The sequence below is a fragment of the Acinetobacter sp. 2JN-4 genome (assembly GCF_003687745.1).
In the GTDB taxonomy this organism is placed as follows: domain Bacteria; phylum Pseudomonadota; class Gammaproteobacteria; order Pseudomonadales; family Moraxellaceae; genus Acinetobacter; species Acinetobacter halotolerans.
This window is the reverse complement of the sequence record NZ_RDNY01000001.1, coordinates 529496-552227: the sequence shown is the minus strand read 5'-3', so window position 1 is coordinate 552227 and position 22732 is coordinate 529496. Positions and strand designations below refer to the sequence as shown.

Below are 22732 nucleotides of genomic sequence, written 5' to 3'. Positions count from 1 at the left end.
AAATTGCATTACAATACGATGGTTTAAAAGTATTCATTTAAAATTGGACATGACATGCACCAAATCCAACTGCGAACTCGCGCCAAGATTTGTGGAATTACCCGAGCACAAGATATTCATGCTGTTGTGCAAGCTGGTGCGGATGCGATCGGTTTGGTATTTTTCCCACCGAGTCCACGTCATGTCAGCATTGAACAAGCTCAATCATTAGCAGTGCTCGTTCCGCCGTATGTGCAATTGGTGGGCTTGTTTGTGAATGCAAGCCCCGCAGAAATACAAACGGTGCTTGATTCAGTTCCTTTGGATGTATTACAACTACATGGTGATGAAACACCTGAACAATGCCAACAGATTGCTCAACACTGCAAGCGTCGTTGGTATAAAGCGATTCAGGTAAAACCAGATATCGATGTTGTGACCGAAATTCAACGTTATCAAGCTGCGGGTGCTAGTGCAGTCTTATTAGATGCATGGCATCCTGAGTTAAAGGGTGGAACAGGGCACAGCTTTGATTGGAATCAATTTCCACAACTTGATATTCCACTAATTTTGGCAGGCGGACTAACCCCTGAAAATGTGAGTGAAGCTATTGATACTACAGCTGCTTTTGCTGTGGATGTCAGCGGAGGCGTAGAGTCCGCAAAAGGTATAAAAGACCAACAACTCATTGAAAAATTTATGCAAGGAGTCCAACGTGGATCAGCAAAATCTTAGTCAAAAAAATCAGACAATTGACTATACCCAGTTTCCAGATGCTCGAGGGCATTTTGGTATTCATGGTGGACGTTTTGTGTCAGAGACGCTGATGGCTGCACTTGAAGATTTAGAAAATCTTTATGGTCGTATGAAAAATGATGCACAGTTTTTGGCAGAATTTGACCGTGATCTTGCGTTCTATGTTGGTCGCCCTAGCCCACTTTATCATGCAGAGCGATGGTCGCAGCAGCTCGGCGGTGCGCAGATTTACTTGAAACGTGAAGACTTAAATCACACAGGTTCACACAAGGTCAATAACACCATTGGTCAGGCTTTATTGGCAAAACTATCAGGTAAAAAACGTATCATTGCAGAAACAGGTGCTGGTCAGCATGGCGTTGCGACGGCAACGATTGCAGCGCGTTTAGGTCTCGAATGTGTGGTATTCATGGGTGCGGAAGACGTTAAACGTCAAGCGATGAATGTATACCGCATGCGTTTACTTGGTGCGAAGGTTGTGCCTGTGCAAAGCGGTTCAAAAACATTGAAAGATGCTATGAACGAGGCGATGCGTGACTGGGTCACCAATGTGGATAGCACTTATTACGTGATTGGTACTGTGGCTGGTCCACATCCATATCCGCAGCTAGTTCGTGATTTCCAGTCGATTATTGGTCGTGAAGCGCGCCGTCAAATCCAAGAGCAAGCAGGGCGTTTACCTGATGCTTTGGTGGCTTGTGTTGGTGGCGGTTCAAATGCAATGGGCTTGTTCTATCCATTCTTGAATGATCAAGATGTGAAAATGTACGGTGTTGAAGCTGCAGGTTATGGCATTGAAACAGGCAAGCATTCTGCACCATTGAATGCAGGTCATGTGGGTGTATTACATGGCAACCGTACCTACTTGATGTCGGACGAACAAGGTCAGATTATTGAGACACATAGTATTTCAGCAGGTCTTGATTATCCAGGTGTAGGACCAGAACATAGTTTCTTAAAAGATATGCACCGTGTTGAATATGTGCCGATCAATGATGAAGAAGCGTTACAAGGTTTCCGTGATTTAACCAAGATCGAAGGGATTATTCCTGCGCTTGAAAGCGCTCATGCCATGGCCTATGTCACCAAACTTGCGCCAACGATGTCTAAAGATCAAATCATTATTGCCACTGTTTCAGGTCGCGGTGATAAAGACTTGATGACTGTTGCTCGTATTGATGGTGTGGAAATGGTTGAGATGTAAATCTCAGCGGAATAAAAAAACAGGGAAGTAAATGCTTCCCTGTTTTTTTATTGTCTAAAACCTATTATGGAATCAGCTTGATACGATTTGTCGCAGGTGCACTAAGCGGTGAGTTTTGAGTCACGTATTTCTCTAAAACATCAATATCTTGTCCGCCACCGATTGGGTTCTTCCCTTGTTTTAAAACAGTGAAGTTATCACCACCATCGGCAATAAAACTATTCACAGTAACGCGATAGACTTGAGTATCGACCAAAGCTTGTCCTCCAATCATGATATTGCTGGCGCGAGGAGATACTGTGGCATCTTGTTTATACGAATAGCTGAATTCTTTTGACGGCTGTAATATCCGAGTGGTTGCCGCATTGGCACCAGACCATTGTTGTTCTAATAGCTCACGAATTTGTTTGCCTGTGAGACTCAGCGTGACTAACGAATTACCAAACGGTTGTACGCTGAATACATCACCGAAGGTAATTTGATTACTACTATTAATCAATAAGTCTGCGCGCACACCACCCGCATTCATCAATGTAAAATCCGAACCTTGATTGCTGGTTGCAAGTGCCGCCGCTTGTTGAGCATCCGCAATCAAATTACCCAGCGCGGTTTCGCCACTTTCAGTACGATTACGATCAATAACAGTGCTTGCTGATCCAACTACACGCCCGGAAATTGTCGCAACGGCTGGACGGTATTTATCTAATATCGCTTCGATACTTGGTGTTTTACTAAACTTTTGGTATAGATCCGTTAAGCTGACCGTGGTCGTCCCAGAGGTATAGCTTTCGCTTTGCACGGGAACTTGGGTCGCGTCTTTCTTGATCACATCACCTGTTTTTTCATCTAGTTCGAGTTGGATATTGGTAATGGCTGTGCCGTATTGTCCTGCAGATGTGAGTAAGAACGGTTTTTGTGGATTTTGGGTTGCATAGTCACAGATATAAGATTGATGCGTATGACCCGATACCACAACATCAACCGCAGGATCTAAGCGTTCCAATACATCGATTAATGGGCCACTCAACCCATCACAGGTTTTCTTATTGAATTTGGTACTTGGCGCAACGCCTTCATGCACCACCACCACAATCGCTTCAATCCCTTGTTTCTTTAACTCAGGAATCAATGCATTGACGGTATCTGCTTCATCATGAAAGTTGACATCGGTAATGCCAGCAGCAGAAACGATGCTCGGAGTTGCCTCTAAAGTAAGCCCAACAAACGCAACAGGGATGCCACCATAAGTTTTGACTTTATAGGCAGGAAAAAGCGTCTTATTTGGATCGGCCTTCATGGAAACATTGGCAGCGAGAAAGTTAAACTTTGCCCCAGTGAAGTTTGGATTGATTTGACATGGCTTAGTACTGGTGTATTGCTGACAGCCACCATTTTGTAAACGACGAAGTTCATCGGTTCCACGATCAAACTCATGATTTCCCACCGCATTAAAATCGATTTGAATATCATTCATTACTTCAATGGTCGGTTCATCTAAGAATAACGATGAGATTAATGGGGAAGCACTAATTAAGTCACCAGCCGAGACCACAGCATTATTGGGATATTGTGCCCGTAATTTTTTGATTGCATCGGCAAAGTAGCTGACACCACCAACAGGTATCTGTACCGTTTTACTATGGTCATGTGGATCATCTGCTTCAATAAAGCGTTTAGGTGGTTCTAAATTGCCATGAAAGTCATTAAAGGCAAGAATATTGATACTTTGATTTTTTCTTTCGGTTTTGGGTGCTTGATTATCATCACTATCATTACAGGCGGTTAGCGCCAACAGCATTACACACAATGCATTTACTTTAAAAAGAGTACGCGTCTTCATGATTTTTTGATCAAGTGGTATAAGATTGTTTTTAAAGATAAAACTTATGTATGAATATTTGATGAAATATTGAACTTTAATGTGAATGAAATAAAGATCGAGTGAAGTTGAAATGTGCTCAAAAATTGTGAACGGTTTTGAGTAAATATTATGAATTAGCGGCTATGATAGACAGGATGCTCTCATGCGGTCACGGAATCAAAAATCATGGATTTGATACAAGCCAATGGTCAGCCACGCTATGGGCGTTTTGATCAGGTACCCTCTGGAATTAACCTCGATGACTATATCTATAAAACGCCGTATGGTCAGATACTTAAAGGCTGGCGTAAACAATTAAAATATAAGAAATTCAAGTTTTGCGGTATACAGCATGAGCACTACAGTATCGGCGTTGCAATCGTTGATTTATCGTGGGCTGGACATGCTTTCTTTTATATCTATGATCATCAAGCTGAACAAGTGATTGAATGCAATGCTATTCAACCTTTTGGTTATAAAACCAAGCTGGATGAACAACCGCTATTTAGTCAAAGCTATTTTAAAAAATCAGGCTATTGTTTTAACATGAAACACGCCAATGGTGTGCGTTATATCCAAATCACCAGACATGGTGAAGTTCAGCTTAAAGCGCGTATCTTTTGTGCGGGAACTGATGCACTGAGTTTATGTAGTCCAACTGGGATCAATGGTTGGACGTATACGCAAAAGCAAACCACCTTAGCGGTTGAAGGCTATTTTATAAGTCCAAAACAGCAACAGATAAAATTTAATGCACAAAGTCTTGCATCATTAGATGATACCTGTGGTTTTTTACGCCCTGAAACGGCTTGGTTCTGGTTGTCTTGTCAGTTCCGTGATGAACAAGATCGTCGTATTGGACTTAACCTTGCATCGGGTGTGAATGAAAGCTTTGGCAATGAAAATGCCTTGTGGGTCGATGGTCGTTTATATCCACTCACGGATGTTTTATTTGAACAGCAGAATGAAAAGTGTTGGTCAATTCGCTCTTTGGATGCCCGATTAAACTTGTTGGTGCAAACAGGGTGGTGTCGTTTTGAAAATATCAATTTACGTTTAATCGGAAGTCAGTTTAATCAATGGCAAGCCAAAGTGAGTGGCACGATTGAGCAAGAAAATGGTGAATTACTGGTGTTGAGTGATCAGTATGGTTTATTGGAACAGCATTATGCAAAGTGGTGATTATTTATAAATCTTCCAAACCTCCCTTTAAAAAAAGGGAGGCTCTAATGGGATTTTATATTGCTGCTTGCCAAAAAGCTTCACCAGCTGCAATTGGGTCATTGGTTTTGGCTAAAGTATCAATCCAAACATCGTATTGACGAATAATTGGGTGTTGATTTGGATGGAAGTCTTTTTTAAACCAGTCGCTATATTGTGCTCTTTTTGCCATCAAAATACCGTTGCGCCCAAAGAACCAAGGCAAACCTTTACGCGCCATATCAAAACGTTGTCTTAAATTAAAACCATCACATTTTAGCATCACGTCGGTACGGTAAAGGGTAAATCCAAACATTAACACCGTCGTAATCACTAATGCAGATTTACGGGTAAACTCAGGCACTTCGCCGACTTGTTGCATTACATCAAATGCGACATCACGATGTTCCATTTCTTCAATAGCATGCCAAGCAAACAGGGCACGAACAAAAGGATCTGCATCCGCTAAGGTTTCTTTTTGGCTATAGAAAGTATCCGCCATCAGTGCAGTTAGATGTTCTGCTGCTGCAGTCATAGCAATATTGTATTGTGGGGAACGATTCTTCAATTCAAATTTAAATATTTTCTTTAAACGATGGGTGAATTGATCAACAGGCATACCTTGTTGTTTCATGACTTGGTTCATTTTGTCATGCGCAATCCCATGTTGAGCTTCTTGACGAATGAAGTCCGTGACGCGTTCCTGCAATTCAGGATCATTGATTTTGTCACGAAATAAGCGGACACATTCAATGAAATAGCGCTCACCATCAGGAAATGTGAGGCTCAAGGCGTCAAACATACGGGTACGGAACGGATCGCCTCCAAACCAAAAACGAGGTGCTTCATTTAAGTGGAAGTCTAAGTTCGTTCTTACGATTGGATCAACCTGATAGGATACATGTGCATTCATCGGTGCTCTTCCTTTTCTTTTAATGTACTCAGTATGGGGAAAGTTCGATGAAATGTTTTGACAGTTACAGCCAAGTTTTATACAAATAGCGACAGATTAGGATGAGATTGGCGCATGTCAGTTAAAATAATTATTGGATACTTACGATTATTAAATCGTGTTTTGCAACAAGAACACATTGATTTGTATAAAGTTGTTGCACCTGAGCTTTGGCAGGATTTTGCTGCTTGTTTAGAAAACCCAGATGAACAAGAGTTTGATGTCGAGCGTTATGTCGTACTGTTACGCGCTGCTCAACCTTATTTTACCCGACCAATTACGCTTGTTTTAGCTGAACATGCCAATTTACAAGATCTCGGTTTAATGGGGTATTTGGCTTCAACCAGCTTAGACCTACAGCAAGCGTTACAGTTATTACAGCGTTATTATTCTCTGATTTTTAAACAGACCAACTTAGAACAACTCGATGTACAACAATTTTCAGATTATATTCAAATAGTGTGGAATGCCTCGTATCCTGATTATCGTGAGATGTATGAATTGAACTTGGCGCTGATTTTTAAAATTGCCGAATCAATTGCACAAGATACGCTCATTCCACCACAAATGATTCAATTTGGTTATGCGCCGCATACTGCGTTATATCATTTTGAAAAGTTTTATGGATGTTCAATACAAGTTCATACTGGACAATACGCTATTCGTTTTCCTCATCAGATTTTAAAAGCCAAGAGTATTGCAGCAGATCAACAGCTCAATCAGGTTTTATCGAGTCAAGCACAGCAATCCTTGAATAGCATCAGTTCCGTTGAAATACAGCAACAACAATTTAAACAGAAAATTCAAAGTTATATTGAGCAAGGTTTATTGCAGCAAGAAGAAGTTTTGCAACGTTATGTCGCCAAGCGGTTGCATTGTTCCGAACGGACTTTGCAGCGCCAGCTTAAAGCCTATCAATTGAATTTTCAGGATATTTTAGATCAATATCGGTTGGAGCAAAGTAAGCTTTATTTGCAGCAAGGCAAGTCATTTTCTGAGATTGCAGAACGTTTAAATTATGCGGATCAAAGCGCATTTGGACGGGCGTTTAAGCGTTGGACAGGTTTTACACCAAAGCAGTTTTTAAAGTCTCTTTAGTTTTCAGAACAAAACTAAAGAGACTCATATGAATTTTTAAGATGTTCTTAAGCGTGGATAATTAAATACAATTGCCAGTATCGCAACGATAGCTAAAATCCAGCAATAGTAGATATGTCCAATCAATTCTATAGGCGAAAGTTTGGCTATCGAGCAGGCAAGAAGTAATTGTGCGCCATAGGGGATAATCCCTTGGGTTACACAAGAAAAAATATCAAGTAAAGCGGCACTACGCTTCGGATCAACCCCGTATTCTTTGGCGACCTCACGTGCCATATCCCCCGATAAAATAATCGCAACAGTGTTGTTGGCAACGAATAAATTTGAGAAGACCACAAGGAAACTAATGCCTAATTCACCTGCACGTTGTCTCCCAAATTTAAATAAGCGAGTAATGGCGTAGATTCGTTGGATTAACCATTGTAAACCGCCTTCTTTTTGCATCAACGCTGACAGTCCGCCAAGGAGCATGGAAAGTAATGCCACCTCAAACATGCCCACAAAACCGTTATAAATTGAATTATTCAATTGCAGCAGGTTGAATTCTGGCTTTTCCATAAGCCCCATAACCCCAGATAAAACCACACCAATCATTAAAACAGCAAGTACATGTAAGCGACTAAATGCGAGGAAGAAAACGGCTAGATAGGGCAGAATTAACCATAAATCATACGGCTTTGATTGAATCTCCTCGGCATGCTGGCTCAATGCAACATAAACGATCAAGCTGATCAATGCTGCAGGCAAAGCAATCCAGATATTGACGCTGAATTTATCTCTTAATTCAACATTTTGGCTGCGTGTTGCGGCAATAGTCGTGTCTGAAATCATCGATAAGTTATCGCCAAACATTGCACCACCTACCACGGCACCAATGGCATAAATCGGAGCAATATCGGTTGCTTGAGAAAAGCCAAATGCAATCGGGGCACAGGCTGCAATCGTACCCATTGACGTTCCCATTGCTGTTGCAATAAACGCGGATATGATAAACAGCATGGGTAAAACATACTCTGCTGAAATCAATGAAAGCCCTAGTTGGACCGTAGCATCGACACTACCAATGGTATTGGAAACACTGGCAAATGCGCCCGCCAACATAAACACCATAAACATCAAAATCAGGTTAGGATGACTTGCGCCCTGTAGGAAATCTTCAATAGCAGTATTGAGTTTTTGTTTGTAGAGGAGTAGTGCAAGAATCACTGCTGGAACTGCAGCGACAGGGGCTTTGATTTGATAAAAGGCAAATTCTGTCCCAATCATTGAATGATAAATACCACTCCCTAGAAAGATGATCAAAAATACCAATAGAGGTAGCAACGCAAGCGCATTACTGTGCACTTTTTCCTGAGAGTGGGAAGACATAAAATCAAAAGAACATTCAAAAATTGCGCATAGTATAAAGGAGCTTGGCCAATTTCTAAAATGTAGTGCGATTGGGCTAAAATTAGGAAGCTTTGATCATTGAGAAAAAATCCAAAATATAGATAAATGTATCAGGGCTGTTGTTGGTGGCAATAATCAACACTGCAATCATCTCAAACGCTGTTCAATGTACAAAAAATAGCGTTACAATGCAGTGTTTTTTGTACGACTACAAACAACTCCTCAACATAAATCAAGGAAAGCATAATCCTATGTCACGTCTTGCCACTCGTTTTGAACAGCTTAAATCTCAGCAACGTAAAGCGCTTGTTTCTTATGTGATGGCAGGTGATCCGCATCCACAGGTAACCGTTCCATTACTTCACCAAATGGTTGAAGCGGGCGTTGATGTCATTGAACTGGGTCTACCATTTTCAGATCCAATGGCAGATGGTCCAGTGATTGCCTTAGCCGCTGAGCGTGCTTTGGCTGGTGGAACAAATACCTTAGATGCGTTGAATATGGTCAAAGAATTTCGTCGACAAGACCAAACGACACCTGTTGTTTTAATGGGTTATCTAAACCCTGTTGAAGTGATTGGTTATGAAAAGTTTGCGGCTTATGCGAAAGACTGTGGTGTTGATGGTGTTCTTCTCGTGGATTTGCCACCAGAAGAATCACAGCAGTTGGGAGACATCTTAAAACAAAATGAGATGGATCAAATCTTCTTGCTTGCACCAACTTCGACCGATCAGCGTATTCAACATGTGGTCAATCAAGCCAGTGGCTTTGTTTACTATGTGTCACTCAAAGGTGTGACTGGTGCAGCGACATTAGATACCTCAGAAGCAGCAGCGCGGATTGCAAAAATTAAATCTAAAACTAATGTGCCAGTCGGTGTTGGTTTTGGGATTAGTGATGCAGCGTCTGCAAAAGCCATGGGACAAGTTGCCGACGCTGTGATTGTAGGCAGTGCTTTCGTTAAATCTTTTGCAACATTGCCAGCCGATGAAGCTGTGCAACAGACGGTGAATAAAGTGAAGGAGCTTCGAGCTGCGCTCGATGAGTTAGTATGAGTCAAGACGTAGAAATCATAACAGGGAAAGTATTGCATCCTGCAACCCCTTGGACGGAGCGTGAAGTTCCTGGGATTCAGGTCGCGGATCAACAACAGATATTCAAAGCGACGTTTACTGAGCCGACGATTGAGTGTCCTGAGTGTCATGCACTGGTTACTCGTACTGCGATGTCATTCAATGCTTATGTTTGCCCACAATGCGATGAACACTTACGCATGCGTGCGCGTGATCGTTTGAATTGGTTTTTTGATCAAGTCAACACTGAGTTAGGTCAAGAGTTCAGTGCTAAAGATCCATTGAAGTTTGTAGATACTAAACCTTATCCAGATCGTATGCGTGAAGCACAAGATAAAACGGGTGAGACAGAAGCACTCGTGGTCATGCAAGGTTCTCTTAAAGGTTTAGATTTAATTGCTTGTGCTTTTGAATTTGACTTCATGGGCGGTTCAATGGGTACAGTTGTGGGTGATCGCTTTGTACAAGCGGCTGAACGCGCGATTGAACTGCATCAACCTATGATTTGTTTTGCTGCTTCGGGCGGTGCACGTATGCAAGAAGGGATGTTGTCCCTCATGCAAATGGCACGTACCTCGGCTGTGATTCAAAAAATGAAAGAAGCACGTGTACCTTATGTGGTGGTATTGACGCATCCTGTTTACGGTGGCGTAACTGCATCATTGGCCATGCTGGGTGATGTACATATTGCTGAGCCTAAGGCCATGATTGGTTTTGCGGGTAAACGTGTGATTGAGCAAACGGTGCGTGAAAAACTGGAAGAACCTTTCCAACGCGCAGAATATTTGCTTGATCATGGGGTAATCGATCAGATTGTTCACCGTCATGCGTTACGTGATACTGTATATCGACTTGTTGCAAAGCTGATGAATTTACCTTGAAACCGCACGACCCACATTCAAAAGATACATTAACAACATGGCTCGATTATTGGAGCCATGTTCATGTTACAGGCATTGATTTAGGCCTAGAACGCGTCATTCCTGTCGCTGAAAGATTAGGTGTTATGCAACCTGATGCGAAAGTATTTACGGTCGCGGGTACCAATGGTAAAGGTTCAACCACAACCACTTTAGCCGCTATTTTAAATGCGCAAGGCTATAAAGTCGGTCTCTATCAGTCACCGCATATTTATCGTTTCAACGAGCGCGTGAAGTTGGCTGGCATGGAAGTCGATGATCAAACTTTGATTGATGCTTTTGTTTTGGTCGATCAAGCTCGCCGTGAATGTGGTTTATCACTCTCTTTCTTTGAAGCAACCACTTTGGCTGCTTTCGTTATTTTTAAACAGCAACACTGTGATGTTTGGGTGCTCGAAGTGGGTTTGGGCGGGCGGCTTGATGTGGTCAATGTCATCGATCCAGACATTGCTGTTATTACCAATATTGGCTTAGATCATACTGACTGGCTTGGTGATAGCATCGAAAAGATTGCGTTTGAGAAAGCAGGTATTATTCGCCCAAATATCCCCGTTATTTTTGCAGGACAACAACAACTGCCCCAAGCAGTGCAAGATAAAGTGACTGAGACTCAAGCTCACTTGTCTGTTTTAAATCAAGATTATTTTTATCAACTCAATGATGATGGTCAAACATGGTCATTTGCATCATCAGGAACGACATTGCAGCTCCCAGTCGGGCAGTTAGCGCTTGATAATATTTCTACGGCTGTCGCTGCTGTGCTCCTGAGTGGTATCGAAATATCCCAAACAGCAATAGCACAAGGAATCCAACAAGCAGCTTTGCAGGGACGTTTTGAAATACGTCAGATTCAAGGTAAAACGGTTGTTTTTGATGCAGGCCACAATCCGCATGGCGTTGAATTTTTATTGAAGCAGTTGCGAAAATTCCTAAAATACAATAAACAGTACACAGAAGTTGTTGCGGTATTTTCAATGTTGGCAGATAAAGACATTGCATCGGTCACTGATTTACTAAAAACAACAGTAAAAAATTGGTTTATTGCTAATTTAGATGTGCCTAGAGCCGCACCAGTGCAACAGTTACATGATGCATTGCACGGTCAACAGGTACATGAGTTTGGCAGTATCCAACAAGCTTTTGAAACTGCGCTGAACAAATGTAATAACAATCAGCTGATTTTAGTCTGTGGTTCGTTTCATACCTTAGAAGCGGTCTGGGAGTATTTAGAACAATGTCAATGAATAACAAACAACGCTGGATGGGCGGCGTTGTTTTACTTGGAGGTGGTGTTTTATTGGCAGCATTACTTCTCAAAGGTAATGAAGAAATAGAACAAGACAAGACACAAACTCAGATTGAACACCCAAGTGCTCAAACTGGGTCTAAACCAAAACTTGCACAGCCTGCTCAAGATAGTGAAATGGTGTCATTGCAACCCATGGCTGTTGATATTGAAACTGAAAAACGTTTGCTTGAAGAGCAGCGCCAAGCGCGTGAAAAAGCGGTTGCTGAACAAGAAGCACTTGCCGCTGATTTTTTAAAGATGCAACAAGAAGCAGAAGCTGCTGCTGCACGTAAGGCAGCAGAGGAATATGCTGCAATTAATGCCCATCGAAATGCTGCGCAAGAAAGCTCTGATAATATTCCACCAGAGTTGATTGAAGATGACAAAGTCAAAGCACAACGACTTGCGGAAGAAAAGCGTAAGTTAGAAGAGAAGCGTAAAGCGGAAGCAGAGAAGAAAGCCGCTGAAGATAAACGTAAAGCCGAAGCAGACAAAAAAGCTGCTGAAGAGAAACGTAAAGCCGAAGCAGACAAGAAAGCTGCTGAAGATAAACGTAAAGCTGAAGCAGATAAAAAAGCTGTTGAAGATAAGCGTAAAGCGGAAGCAGATAAGAAAGCTGCCGAAGAAAAACGTAAAGCTGAAGCAGAGAAAAAAGCTGCTGAAGAGAAACGTAAAGCTGAAGAAGCTGCGAAGAAGAAAGCAGATGCTGAAAAGGCACGCGAACTTTTGGAAAATGGCGACAAGAACTGGATGGTACAAGTGGCATTGGCTGCAAACCAAGCCAACGCGGATGCAGTGGTATCCAAGTTAAGAGCGAAAGGCTATAAAGTTACAACTAGCCCTACCTCTAAAGGGATCCGTATCATGGTTGGTCCGTCCAAGGATAGAGAAACAGCTGATGCCGCGCGTAAGAAAATTGCGGCAGATGAAAGTTTAAATATGAAATCAGCTTGGGTGATTGACTGGGTGCCACTCGAACAGCGCTAAATCAAACACTTACTAAGTGCTAAGTTAATGGATTCTTCAGTTGCTGTTGAATCCATTTTACATTTTCAGGACTAAGCAAATGATCAATGTTCTTCCAAATGGCATGGTAGCCGTAGCCCCTTGCTTCATTTCTTGCTTTGCTTCGTCAATTGACCAGTTTTCAAAGACAATACGATACATTGCGATCGTAGCGCCTGTACGGTCAGAACCATGATAGCAATGTACTAAGACTTTTTAATTGTGTTGTTTTGCTGTTTGAATGGCGCGCAAGAGGTCATTACGATTGATTGCTACGAAATACATCTGGGCTAATTTGATAAAAATTATGAGTATTGGAAATAAGCGTTCCCAAGTTATCCTCACTCAGGCTGAGGGGTTAATCGTAAATACGGTTTTATTGCCGTATAGCCTTGAGGAAAACGTTGTTTAATTTCTTCTTCATCTTTAAGTGATGGAATAATGACGACATCTTCGCCTTGTTGCCAATTTGCAGGCGTTGCGACCTTATGTTTGTCCGTCAACTGTAATGAGTCGACCACACGTAACACCTCATTGAAGTTCCGACCTGTAGAGGCAGGATAGGTAATAATCAAACGCACTTTTTTATTTGGGTCAATGATGACCAACGAGCGTACTGTCAGTGTTTCACTGGCATTGGGGTGAATAAACCCATAAAGCTCAGAAACTTTACGATCTTTATCTGCAATAATCGGGAAGTTCACAGTTGTATTTTGGGTTTCATTAATGTCTTGAATCCAGCTTTGATGAGATTCAACATCATCCACAGAAAGCGCAATCGCTTTGACTCCACGTTTTGCAAATTCATCTTTAAGTTTGGCGGTAAAGCCAAGTTCAGTGGTGCAAACGGGGGTGAAATCTGCTGGGTGTGAAAATAAAATCCCCCAACTGTCAGCTAAAAACTCATAAAAATCAACTGTTCCATCGCTTGATTGTTGCTGGAAATTTGGGGCAATATCGCCTAAACGTAGTGTCATTTCAATTCTCCATCCATACTATAGGTGCTCAATGTTTATTTAATATGCAGCATCGATTTTATAAATAAAATGATTGTTTTTTCATATAGTTATGTTTTTTTTGGATATTGAATAAGTAGGGAGTTAAAAATTTGATCAGGAATTCACATTTAAATCGGTGTAACTTAAATGCAAATTTGCTACATTAACGCTCTTTGGTTGTGTGATGTCAGAATCGTAGGGCAGATTTTTTTACCTGTTTGGATGTAAAGCCCTTGTAGTTCTTATTTCTGACTCCATAATAACAGCTAAGAAAAAATTACCTATTTAAACTTAAACAAACAGGATTAGAGAGTTCTTCATGTTGGCAAGTCTGATCGGAGGTATCTTCGGTACTAAAAATGAGCGTGAGCTCAAACGTATGCGTAAAATCGTCGAACGAATTAACGCGCTCGAACCGACGGTATCTGTTCTTAACGATGCAGACCTATCTGCAAAAACTCAAGAATTCAAACAACGTTATAAAGACGGTGAAAGTTTAGATCAATTATTGCCTGAAGCATTTGCGGTCTGCCGTGAAGCTGCAAAGCGTGTCATGGGCATGCGTCATTATGATGTGCAGCTGATTGGTGGTATTACCTTGCACGAAGGTAAAATTGCTGAGATGCGTACAGGTGAAGGTAAAACCCTCATGGGTACTTTGGCATGTTACCTCAATACGTTGAGTGGACAAGGCGTGCATGTGATCACTGTAAATGATTACTTGGCACAACGTGATGCTGAGCTTAACCGCCCATTATTTGAGTTTTTAGGTTTAAGCATTGGCGTGATTTATTCAATGCAAATGCCAGATGAAAAAGCACAAGCCTATATCGCCGATATTACTTACGGAACCAACAACGAATTTGGTTTTGACTATTTGCGTGACAACATGGTTTTTTCCCTACAAGAGAAAAAACAACGTGGTTTAAGCTATGCAATTATCGATGAAGTTGACTCCATCCTGATCGATGAAGCACGTACACCATTGATTATTTCTGGGCAAAGTGAAGATTCATCGCATCTTTACCAACTAATCAATAGTATTCCACCAACATTACGCCCACAGAAAGAAGAAAAAGTGGCTGACGGTGGGCACTTTTGGGTTGATGAAAAACAACGTTCAGTTGAAATGACTGAAATCGGTTATGAAACAGTTGAAGATGAACTGATTCGTATGGGTTTATTGGCTGAAGGCGAGAGTTTATATTCAGCAACCAATTTGAACTTGGTTCATCATGTTACGGCTGCGATTCGTGCGCATTATCTGTATCAAAAGAATGTGCACTATATCATCGGTGTAAATCCACAGACTCAAAAAGAAGAAGTCATTATTGTGGATGAAAGCACAGGTCGTACCATGCCTGGTCGCCGTTGGTCAGAAGGTCTGCATCAAGCGGTTGAAGCCAAAGAAGGTATGGAAATTCAACCTGAGAATCAAACCCTTGCTACAACGACATTCCAGAACTATTTCCGTCTCTATAAAAAACTTTCAGGTATGACCGGTACTGCTGATACAGAAGCAGCAGAAATGAAAGAGATTTATGGTTTGGACGTGATCATTATTCCAACGCATCGTCCGATGGTGCGTAAAGATCATAATGACTTAATTTATTTAAATCGTAATGGCAAATATAGTGCCATTATTGAAGAAATTGCCAATATTCGTCAGCAGGGTGTTGCACCGATTCTGATCGGTACAGCAACGATTGAAGCCAGTGAAATCTTATCTTCTAAGTTATTACAGGCAGGTATCCAGCATGAAGTTTTGAATGCAAAACAACATGAGCGCGAAGCCGATATTATTGCCCAAGCAGGTAGCCCAAATGCAGTCACGATCGCAACTAACATGGCAGGTCGTGGTACTGATATTTTGCTAGGTGGTAACTGGAAAGCAAAACTGGCGAAAATTGAAAATCCAACAGCGGAAGATGAAACACGTTTACAAGCGCAATGGGAAAAAGACCATGAGGATGTTCTAAGTTCTGGTGGTTTGCATATCATTGGTTCTGAGCGTCATGAGTCTCGTCGTATTGATAACCAGTTGCGTGGTCGTGCTGGTCGTCAAGGTGACCCAGGTGTATCTCGTTTCTATTTATCACTTGAAGATGACTTGATGCGTATCTTCGCGGGTGATCGTGTTGTCGCGATGATGCGTGCGATGGGCTTACAAGAAAATGAAGCAATTGAACACAAGATGGTCAGTCGTTCGATCGAAAATGCGCAGCGTAAAGTTGAAGCACGTAACTTTGATATTCGTAAGAATCTATTGAAGTACGATGATGTCAATAATGAGCAACGTAAGATTATTTATGCTCAGCGTGATGAAGTCCTCACTGAAAGCACTTTACAAGACTACATTGAAGAAATGCACCGAGATGTGATTAAGGGTGTGATTGCAAACTTTATTCCACCAGAATCGGTACATGATCAGTGGGATGTTGAAGGCTTAGAAACTGCTTTACGTACCGATTTGGGCGTTGAATTGCCAGTGCAACAGTGGTTAGACCAAGATCGTCGTTTAGATGAAGAAGGTTTGGTTGCGCGTATTTCTGATGAAATTGTGAACCGCTATCTTCAGCGTCGCGAGCAAATGGGTGCAGAGTCAGCAGTTATGCTGGAGCGTCACTTTATGTTGAATTCACTTGATCGCCACTGGAAAGAGCATTTGGCTGCGATGGATTACTTGCGTCAAGGGATTCATTTACGTGGTTATGCGCAAAAAAATCCTGAGCAAGAATATAAAAAAGAAGCATTTAATTTGTTCGTAAATATGTTGGGTGTGATCAAATCTGATGTGGTGACTGATCTATCTCGTGTACATGTTCCGACGGCTGAAGAACTTGCAGAAATGGAAGCACAGCAGCAACGTCAAGCTGAATCGATGCGTCTTTCTTTTGAGCATGATGAGGTCGATGGTTTAACGGGTGAAGTGACTGCTTCTGAAGAAACAGAACAGCAAAATGCAGTATTCCCAGTGCCTGAGAGTCGCAATGCACCTTGTCCTTGTGGTTCTGGTTTAAAATACAAGCAGTGTCACGGTAAAATCTAAGCTTAGGTTTTATTGGGTCATGATAGAAAAGCAGAGCATAGACTCTGCTTTTTTTACGATAAACTACTTGAGTGGAATCAAGCTTTGTAGTTTTATTAGCAGACTTACAGTTCTTCGTTGAATTGATATTAGAAGCGGGAAGACAATGAAAAAAGCATTACAACTTTTAATTTTAGCAAGTGCGGCGACATCAGGTTTTGCGCTTGCGGCAGATGTTCCACAAACTACGACAGTGGATAAAGTGCAGGCTGCAAAAGGAGAGACTTCTGCTCAAGCACAGGTTAAGCATGATGTCACAACGGTGATTAGTCCACGTACGGGCATTCGCTATACTTTAGGCGATACAGGTAATCGTCCAATTGTGTTGCAAACCGCTGCGATTGCACCAGCAAATTCTGCCAATATCAACCGCATCGTGGCATCAAATCCTGCACTCTCTGAAAAGAGCCAAGAAAAAGCCAAGATTGCTTTAATTGGTGAAGCAGCGGTACAAGCTGCAAATGCAGCAGCTACACAAACTGCGAGTGTGCAAGCAGCGCAGACAGCAAGCACTCAAACAGCGAAAACAAATTAATTGATCATTTTTTCAATAAAAAAGAGATGCTAAGGCATCTCTTTTTTATTTTAATACAAGTTTTTATAAAAGGCTTGGTAATAAAATCAAACCAATAATGATTGCAAACATTAACCATTTTAAAGCATAGTACAGTGGGCGATTGCGTTGTTTTAAGCCACGACCATAGTGGTGAACGGCATAACCATATTTGAAAATACGGTTAATAAAACCAGTCTTATCTTGATCATCATTTGGTGAGCTTGCTGCCGACATAATATTACGACCAAACCAGTGATTAAATCTTTGCGCCCAACCCCATTTCATTGGACGTTCAATATCACAGAATAAGATGATCCGAGTTTGATCGGTTTTATTATGTGCCCAATGTACATAGGTTTCATCAAATACAGTGGCTTCGCCATCTCTCCAGCTATAGCGCTCCTGATCGACTTCGATAAAGCAATCATCGCTATTGGGCGTCACTAAACCCAAGTGATAACGAACTGAACCGGCATAAGGATCACGGTGTTTACCCAAATAGCTTCCAGATGGAAGTTCGGTAAACATGGCGGCTTTGACTGATGGGATGCTTTCCAGTAACGCCACAGTTTTTGGGCAGAGTTGTTGTGCTGAAGGGTGGCTATCCCGATACCATTTCAAATAAAAACGCTTCCAGCCACGTTTAAAGAAAGTGTTAAAACCTGCATCATTATTTTTTTCAGATGCTTTGATTTGATTTTGGAGTTGAATCGCTTCTTCCCGAATCACTTGCCAATTATCTTGTAGCGGTTTGAGTTCAGGGAATTGCGCCACATCAAAAAATGGCTGGTTTGGTAGCTTAGAAAACCCTGACATAAACATATTGATAGGAGCTAAGAAAGTCGAATGGTCGAATAATTGTCGAGATGCCTTTAATCGCTCTTTGCCACGATAAAATGTATATAAAAAACTGACTAAAAATACGGCAACGATAATCACTGCGTACATAAGTGCAATCATCTGAAAAATGGGAGGCGGCTATTTTAGCATAAAAAATATTATGTAGAATGTTGCGATAAAATCAATTTTATCTATTGCCGCGCCATGCGCTGAATGGATGCCAATTCGGTAGTTTTTTATATATTTATTTACAACCTCCCTTGTGTAAGGGAGGTGTATTCTCAATGAAAGACGTGATTAAACTTGGTTATTAACATCGTCATTTTTAGTCTCACGCATCAATAAAAATGCGATTAGAGATAAAATTGAAGCTAAGCTGAGATATAAACCAACAGCACCGAGTCCATAACTTTCAGCCAGTTTGGTTGCAATATAAGGTGCAAATGAAGCACCGAAAATGCCAGCCAAGTTAAAGGTCAGTGCTGAGCCAGTGTAGCGGACTGAAGTTGGGAAAAGTTCAGATAAAATCGTACCGATTGGACCGTATGTGAGCCCCATAATCGAAAGACCAATACATAAGAATAAAAATACCAGTATTGGATTACCTGAATCGAGTAGCGGCGCAAAACACAATCCAAATAATGCAGAAAGTATGCAGACTGCGATGGAGGTTTTTCTACGACCAAATTTCTCTGCGAGAATGGCTGCAATCGGAATAAATGCAGCAAAACATAAGGTGGCAACCAGTTGCAGCTGAAGAAAATCTCCACGTGCATAACCTAGTTTGGTGGTTCCCCAGTTCAGCGCGAATACCGTTGTCAGGTAGAACACCACAAAAGTACAAATCGCAGCAACTGTACCGAGTACCAACATTTTGAAGTGTTTGGTCATCACTTCTTTGAAGGGTACATTCACTTCTTTTTGCTTATCTAATACTTTCTGGAAAGCAGGGGTTTCATGTAGTTTTAAACGAATATATAAACCCACCAGTACCAGAACAGCACTCGCGATGAATGGAATACGCCAGCCCCATTGCATAAAAGCCTGTTCCGACATGAATGCATTCAGTAATAGAAATGAACCTGTTGCAAGGATAAAGCCGATCGGTGCACCTAATTGAGGGAACATCCCATACCAAGCACGTTTTCCTTCAGGCGCATTTTCAGTGGCGAGTAAAACCGCACCACTCCACTCACCACCTAAGCCCAAACCTTGTCCTAAACGACATAAGGCGAGCAGTAGTGGTGCTGCAATACCAATTTGTACATAGGTGGGCAGTAAGCCGATGCAGACGGTTGAAATCCCCATGGTGAGCAAGGCAGCAACCAAAGTTGCCTTACGTCCGATTCGATCGCCCAAATGTCCAAAAACTGCAGCACCAATCGGGCGGGCAATAAAGGCAAGTGCGAAAGTTGCAAGCGATTGTAATACGGCTGCGCCATCACTACTTTCAGGGAAAAAGAGATGGGGGAAAACCAGTACTGCGGCTGTAGCGTAGATATAAAAGTCAAAAAACTCAATCGTAGTACCAACCAGACTGGCAAATAATACGCGTACTTTTGAATTGCTTGCCACTTCAGGGGTGGCAGCCGTAGAGTTTGACGACATACAAGACCTTAATTCTCATTATCCAAGACATAGATAGATGTATTGTTTGGATATTCCTTTTTTAATGCGGAGTTTACTCAGGAAACCTGATGTTATGGAGCGCGTATTTATTGGTGCTCATCATAGGACATAACAGTAGATCGCTAAAAAATGTAACCCTGCTCCTAGCAGCACAAAAACATGCCAAATTGCGTGGCTATATCTTACCTTTTTTAAGGCATAAAACAATGTACCGACTGTATAAGCCAGCCCACCTGCGATTAATAGCTGTAGCGCCTCTCGAGAGAGATAGAGTTGCATATCATCCATCAGTAGAACAGCGAGCCAACCCATGACCAAATACGCTGCCAGTGAAAGCTTTTGGAAACGGTGAATGAACACTAATTTAAACAGTGTTCCGATCATTGCGATGACCCAAAGTGCAATGAGTAGGTAATGTGCTTTTGCCGTTGGAATCGCGATACTTAAAAATGGGGTGTATGTCCCTGCGATGAGATAATAAATCGCGGTATGATCTAGTTTTTTATACCAATATCGTTTGTTTTCATCTTGGGCGAAGTGGTAGAGCGTTGAGCTAAGGAGTAATAGCACCAGACTAAAACCATAGATCCATAAACTCATCCATTGAGCTAAAGGAAGATAGTAACCTTTGATAATGAGAAAAATTGAGGCAATTAAAGCGAATATTGCGCCAATAGCATGACTATAAGCGTTTAGTCGTTCTTCTTTTGGATCATAATCCAATAGTGAGTTCATGTTCATGGCAATATGCTTTGCATAAAAATACGACTGTATCGTAATGCAATTTCCCTTTTAAAGTAAGACGCTTTAAAATTTAGTTTCTATTTGTTAGGTTTTCATTATGTTTGCGCCGATTTTTTCTTTTGAACAAGAACAGCAGTTTTTTCTAGAAGTACAGCAAGCTATTGAAAATAGAAGTTTTGATCGCCTGATTCTCAGTCAATATAAAGGTGAATTGGCAGATTTAGAGAAAATGACGTTTCGGATTATTGAGCTACAAGGGCAGGCAGTTTTGTCTTGTTTATATCACCATAAGACGCAAGACATCACCAAGAACTATACAATGGACGAAGGTGTAGAGAGAATTGCAGCATTATTAGCTCATTCTAAGCAGGCGAATTTATTTAGCGCAACACAAGAGATTCAACTCAAGAAAAATAAAAAGAAAGCTATGTTAAATGCACAGAAAAAACAGGCAACAGGTTTAACTGAACAACAGCACAATCGTGAAAAGCAACGTTATATTCAACAGCAAAGTCCGTTCTTAACGCATTTAGGTATTACCGATGCCAATGGTCAAATTATTCCAAGCATGGCGCGTAAATGGAAACAGATTAATAAGTTTATCGAGATCTTTTCCAATGCCTATGAGCACATTGATGCCTCACAACAAGCATTGAAGATCGTTGATTTTGGTTCAGGCAAAGGCTATTTAACGTTTGCCTTGTATGATTATTTACAAGCACAGGGCAAGACACCATTGATCACAGGTGTTGAGTTACGCTCAAATTTAGTTGAGTTTTGTCAGAAAGTGGCTGATGACGTAGGATTTAATTACCTTGATTTCTTCGAGGGGGATGTTCGCAGTTATTCTCCTGACAAATTAGATGTCATGATCGCACTACATGCCTGTGATGTGGCTACGGATTTTGCCATTCATACAGGGATTCGTCTCAATGCTTCGATGATCATGTGCGCACCGTGCTGTCATAAAGAATTAAGACCACAACTCAGGAGTCCAGAAGTGTTGCAACCGATGTTGCAGTTTGGAATACATGCAGGGCAACAGGCGGAAATGCTCACAGATACTTTACGAGCTTTGTTGCTTAAAGCGTATGGTTATGAAACTAAAGTATTTGAGTTTGTGTCTTTAGAACATACCAGTAAAAATAAAATGATTTTGGCGACCAAACGTAAAGATATTCAACAACCTGACCCTAAAATTATGCAACAAATTCAAGCCTTGAAAACCATGTATGGCATTGAAAAGCAAAGTTTGGAATTGTTGTTGCAAGATCAAATGCCAATCGAGAACTTGGGTTGTAAATGTTAATACAAACTGAGAAAGATATGTTTAACGTCGAAAATGGGCAATGGAATCAATTGCAGCTACAGCAAGATGCTAAATTCATTCGAGAATTGGTGTTTATTCAGGAACAGGATATTCCTGAACAAGATGAATGGGATGATCAAGATCCAGTGCCACAACATTTTGTGGTTTATGACCAAGATCGAGCGATTGCGACTGCTCGATTATTGCAGAATCATAGTGTTGGGCGTGTTGCTGTCATTAAAGAGTATCGTGGACAAGGGATTGGCCAGTTGATTATGTTGGACATTATAGATTATGCACAAAAGCAGAATCGTCCATTTCTACAACTCTCCTCACAAGTCCATGCCATTTCATTTTATGAAAAACTGGGTTTTGTGACACAAGGCGATGAATATGACGAATGTGGTATTCCGCATATTGAAATGGTGATGCCAATCATCAAATAAGTTGAGTCATCATATGAACTCATCACTCATTTGATTGCTTGGTTTAGGTTTGAATGGGTATTAAGGATGTTGATGTTGTTCCGCGACTTCTGATGCGGCGGAAGGGGTATGGTTTAGCTCATTTTCTTGTTGAATTTTACGTTGAGCGCCGGGCATATAGTCAGGCTCTTGGGTCATCGCCAAATAGAACAAGCTTAAAAAGATCGTGCTTAATACCCCAACAATGATGACAAACTTCCACCCCAATACCGTTTCATTTGAATCTTTTTGTGGGGATGGTTGATTGCTCATAATAAATTCCAAAAATAAAAAATGCGATTTTGCGCCTTTTTTATATCGGTTGACAAAGGAGTGACTTGCAGAGGTTTATGTTTTGTTGTGCAACACTAAATAGACT

Annotated in this window: 20 protein-coding genes and 1 pseudogene; 12 read left to right on the top strand and 9 right to left on the bottom strand. The window is 41.3% G+C overall.

Features of this window, described 5'->3' with window-relative positions; genetic code table 11:
* Positions 1 to 54: 54 nt before the first annotated feature.
* Both EAH57_RS02685 and trpB read left to right on the top strand, forming a co-directional pair.
* The gene (locus EAH57_RS02685) at positions 55 to 714 is read left to right on the top strand and encodes a phosphoribosylanthranilate isomerase (protein WP_121928720.1); all 660 of its coding nucleotides are present in this window, start codon (positions 55 to 57) and stop codon (positions 712 to 714) included.
* Positions 695 to 1939 carry a tryptophan synthase subunit beta gene (trpB, locus tag EAH57_RS02680; protein ID WP_121928719.1) on the top strand — a complete coding sequence of 415 codons (1245 nt, stop codon included), beginning with the start codon at positions 695 to 697 and terminating at the stop codon, positions 1937 to 1939. The genes EAH57_RS02685 and trpB overlap by 20 nt, the downstream gene beginning before the upstream one ends.
* A 64-nt stretch (positions 1940 to 2003) precedes the next feature.
* On the opposite strand, the gene EAH57_RS02675 is transcribed toward trpB, so the two are convergent.
* Positions 2004 to 3779, bottom strand: coding sequence for a bifunctional metallophosphatase/5'-nucleotidase (locus EAH57_RS02675; protein ID WP_121928718.1), 1776 nt, complete (start codon positions 3777 to 3779; stop codon positions 2004 to 2006).
* A 207-nt stretch (positions 3780 to 3986) separates the two neighbouring features.
* On the opposite strand from EAH57_RS02675, the gene EAH57_RS02670 reads away from it, so the two are divergent.
* A complete protein-coding gene (locus tag EAH57_RS02670) occupies positions 3987 to 4982 on the top strand; it encodes a DUF2804 domain-containing protein (RefSeq protein ID WP_121928717.1) in 996 nt (331 codons plus the stop codon).
* 55 nt (positions 4983 to 5037) lie between these two features.
* Here the strand turns inward: EAH57_RS02670 and EAH57_RS02665 are convergent, their stop codons facing one another.
* A complete protein-coding gene (locus tag EAH57_RS02665) occupies positions 5038 to 5913 on the bottom strand; it encodes a metal-dependent hydrolase (RefSeq protein WP_121928716.1) in 876 nt (291 codons plus the stop codon).
* Between the two features lie 114 nt (positions 5914 to 6027).
* Between EAH57_RS02665 and EAH57_RS02660 the strand changes: the two genes are divergently transcribed.
* Positions 6028 to 7050, top strand: coding sequence for an AraC family transcriptional regulator (locus tag EAH57_RS02660; protein WP_121928715.1), 1023 nt, complete (start codon positions 6028 to 6030; stop codon positions 7048 to 7050).
* 36 nt (positions 7051 to 7086) lie between these two features.
* Here the strand turns inward: EAH57_RS02660 and EAH57_RS02655 are convergent, their stop codons facing one another.
* Entirely contained in the window at positions 7087 to 8418 is a 1332-nt protein-coding gene (locus tag EAH57_RS02655; protein ID WP_121928714.1) for a Na+/H+ antiporter NhaC family protein, read from the bottom strand.
* Positions 8419 to 8690: 272 nt separating this feature from the next.
* Here EAH57_RS02655 and trpA point away from each other — a divergent pair, with 272 nt between their 5' ends.
* From trpA to EAH57_RS02635, 4 genes are read left to right on the top strand one after another with little or no spacing between them, the layout of a single operon-like run.
* Positions 8691 to 9494 (top strand): tryptophan synthase subunit alpha, encoded by an 804-nt coding sequence (gene trpA / locus EAH57_RS02650; RefSeq protein WP_121928713.1) that lies wholly within the window; start codon positions 8691 to 8693, stop codon positions 9492 to 9494.
* A complete protein-coding gene (gene accD / locus EAH57_RS02645) occupies positions 9491 to 10393 on the top strand; it encodes an acetyl-CoA carboxylase, carboxyltransferase subunit beta (RefSeq protein ID WP_005195349.1) in 903 nt (300 codons plus the stop codon). The genes trpA and accD overlap by 4 nt, the downstream gene beginning before the upstream one ends.
* Complete coding sequence (gene folC / locus EAH57_RS02640) at positions 10390 to 11676, top strand: bifunctional tetrahydrofolate synthase/dihydrofolate synthase (RefSeq protein WP_121928712.1); 1287 nt, start codon at positions 10390 to 10392, stop codon at positions 11674 to 11676. Before accD ends, folC begins: the two co-directional genes overlap by 4 nt.
* Entirely contained in the window at positions 11667 to 12707 is a 1041-nt protein-coding gene (locus tag EAH57_RS02635; protein ID WP_121928711.1) for an SPOR domain-containing protein, read from the top strand. Before folC ends, EAH57_RS02635 begins: the two co-directional genes overlap by 10 nt.
* A gap of 19 nt (positions 12708 to 12726) precedes the next feature.
* On the opposite strand, the pseudogene EAH57_RS02630 reads toward EAH57_RS02635, so the two are convergent.
* Both EAH57_RS02630 and EAH57_RS02625 read right to left on the bottom strand, forming a co-directional pair.
* A pseudogene (locus EAH57_RS02630) lies at positions 12727 to 13056 on the bottom strand (dual specificity protein phosphatase family protein); the annotation flags it as partial.
* A gap of 10 nt (positions 13057 to 13066) precedes the next feature.
* A complete protein-coding gene (locus EAH57_RS02625; protein WP_121928710.1) occupies positions 13067 to 13702 on the bottom strand; it encodes a peroxiredoxin in 636 nt (211 codons plus the stop codon).
* Between the two features lie 340 nt (positions 13703 to 14042).
* On the opposite strand from EAH57_RS02625, the gene secA reads away from it, so the two are divergent.
* Together secA and EAH57_RS02615 are read left to right on the top strand one after the other, a co-directional pair.
* Positions 14043 to 16772: a preprotein translocase subunit SecA gene (secA, locus tag EAH57_RS02620; RefSeq protein WP_121928709.1), complete on the top strand. Its 2730-nt coding sequence runs from the start codon at positions 14043 to 14045 to the stop codon at positions 16770 to 16772.
* A gap of 145 nt (positions 16773 to 16917) precedes the next feature.
* The gene (locus tag EAH57_RS02615) at positions 16918 to 17346 is read left to right on the top strand and encodes a hypothetical protein (RefSeq protein WP_121928708.1); all 429 of its coding nucleotides are present in this window, start codon (positions 16918 to 16920) and stop codon (positions 17344 to 17346) included.
* Positions 17347 to 17409: 63 nt separating this feature from the next.
* Here the strand turns inward: EAH57_RS02615 and lpxO are convergent, their stop codons facing one another.
* The 3 genes from lpxO to trhA form a co-directional block, all read right to left on the bottom strand.
* Complete coding sequence (lpxO, locus tag EAH57_RS02610; protein ID WP_121928707.1) at positions 17410 to 18315, bottom strand: lipid A hydroxylase LpxO; 906 nt, start codon at positions 18313 to 18315, stop codon at positions 17410 to 17412.
* Between the two features lie 189 nt (positions 18316 to 18504).
* The gene (locus EAH57_RS02605; RefSeq protein WP_121928706.1) at positions 18505 to 19815 is read right to left on the bottom strand and encodes an MFS transporter; all 1311 of its coding nucleotides are present in this window, start codon (positions 19813 to 19815) and stop codon (positions 18505 to 18507) included.
* Between the two features lie 120 nt (positions 19816 to 19935).
* Positions 19936 to 20577: a PAQR family membrane homeostasis protein TrhA gene (gene trhA / locus EAH57_RS02600; protein ID WP_005195361.1), complete on the bottom strand. Its 642-nt coding sequence runs from the start codon at positions 20575 to 20577 to the stop codon at positions 19936 to 19938.
* Between the two features lie 100 nt (positions 20578 to 20677).
* Here trhA and EAH57_RS02595 point away from each other — a divergent pair, with 100 nt between their 5' ends.
* A complete protein-coding gene (locus EAH57_RS02595; RefSeq protein ID WP_121928705.1) occupies positions 20678 to 21889 on the top strand; it encodes a class I SAM-dependent methyltransferase in 1212 nt (403 codons plus the stop codon).
* Positions 21890 to 21906: 17 nt separating this feature from the next.
* Positions 21907 to 22335: a GNAT family N-acetyltransferase gene (locus EAH57_RS02590; protein WP_121928772.1), complete on the top strand. Its 429-nt coding sequence runs from the start codon at positions 21907 to 21909 to the stop codon at positions 22333 to 22335.
* A 60-nt stretch (positions 22336 to 22395) separates the two neighbouring features.
* On the opposite strand, the gene EAH57_RS02585 is transcribed toward EAH57_RS02590, so the two are convergent.
* Positions 22396 to 22626 carry a hypothetical protein gene (locus tag EAH57_RS02585; RefSeq protein ID WP_121928704.1) on the bottom strand — a complete coding sequence of 77 codons (231 nt, stop codon included), beginning with the start codon at positions 22624 to 22626 and terminating at the stop codon, positions 22396 to 22398.
* Positions 22627 to 22732: the final 106 nt, after the last annotated feature.

Bases quoted from the DNA above. Each gene is read 5' to 3' on its own strand.
- EAH57_RS02685 (WP_121928720.1), top strand. From the start codon at position 55: ATGCACCAAATCCAACTGCGAACTCGCGCCAAGATTTGTGGAATTACC.
- EAH57_RS02675 (WP_121928718.1), bottom strand. From the start codon at position 3,779: ATGAAGACGCGTACTCTTTTTAAAGTAAATGCATTGTGTGTAATGCTG.
- EAH57_RS02670 (WP_121928717.1), top strand. From the start codon at position 3,987: ATGGATTTGATACAAGCCAATGGTCAGCCACGCTATGGGCGTTTTGAT.
- EAH57_RS02665 (WP_121928716.1), bottom strand. From the start codon at position 5,913: ATGAATGCACATGTATCCTATCAGGTTGATCCAATCGTAAGAACGAAC.
- EAH57_RS02660 (WP_121928715.1), top strand. From the start codon at position 6,028: ATGTCAGTTAAAATAATTATTGGATACTTACGATTATTAAATCGTGTT.
- EAH57_RS02655 (WP_121928714.1), bottom strand. From the start codon at position 8,418: ATGTCTTCCCACTCTCAGGAAAAAGTGCACAGTAATGCGCTTGCGTTG.
- trpA (WP_121928713.1), top strand. From the start codon at position 8,691: ATGTCACGTCTTGCCACTCGTTTTGAACAGCTTAAATCTCAGCAACGT.
- accD (WP_005195349.1), top strand. From the start codon at position 9,491: ATGAGTCAAGACGTAGAAATCATAACAGGGAAAGTATTGCATCCTGCA.
- EAH57_RS02635 (WP_121928711.1), top strand. From the start codon at position 11,667: ATGTCAATGAATAACAAACAACGCTGGATGGGCGGCGTTGTTTTACTT.
- EAH57_RS02625 (WP_121928710.1), bottom strand. From the start codon at position 13,702: ATGACACTACGTTTAGGCGATATTGCCCCAAATTTCCAGCAACAATCA.
- secA (WP_121928709.1), top strand. From the start codon at position 14,043: ATGTTGGCAAGTCTGATCGGAGGTATCTTCGGTACTAAAAATGAGCGT.
- EAH57_RS02615 (WP_121928708.1), top strand. From the start codon at position 16,918: ATGAAAAAAGCATTACAACTTTTAATTTTAGCAAGTGCGGCGACATCA.
- lpxO (WP_121928707.1), bottom strand. From the start codon at position 18,315: ATGTACGCAGTGATTATCGTTGCCGTATTTTTAGTCAGTTTTTTATAT.
- EAH57_RS02605 (WP_121928706.1), bottom strand. From the start codon at position 19,815: ATGTCGTCAAACTCTACGGCTGCCACCCCTGAAGTGGCAAGCAATTCA.
- trhA (WP_005195361.1), bottom strand. From the start codon at position 20,577: ATGAACATGAACTCACTATTGGATTATGATCCAAAAGAAGAACGACTA.
- EAH57_RS02595 (WP_121928705.1), top strand. From the start codon at position 20,678: ATGTTTGCGCCGATTTTTTCTTTTGAACAAGAACAGCAGTTTTTTCTA.
- EAH57_RS02590 (WP_121928772.1), top strand. From the start codon at position 21,907: ATGTTTAACGTCGAAAATGGGCAATGGAATCAATTGCAGCTACAGCAA.
- EAH57_RS02585 (WP_121928704.1), bottom strand. From the start codon at position 22,626: ATGAGCAATCAACCATCCCCACAAAAAGATTCAAATGAAACGGTATTG.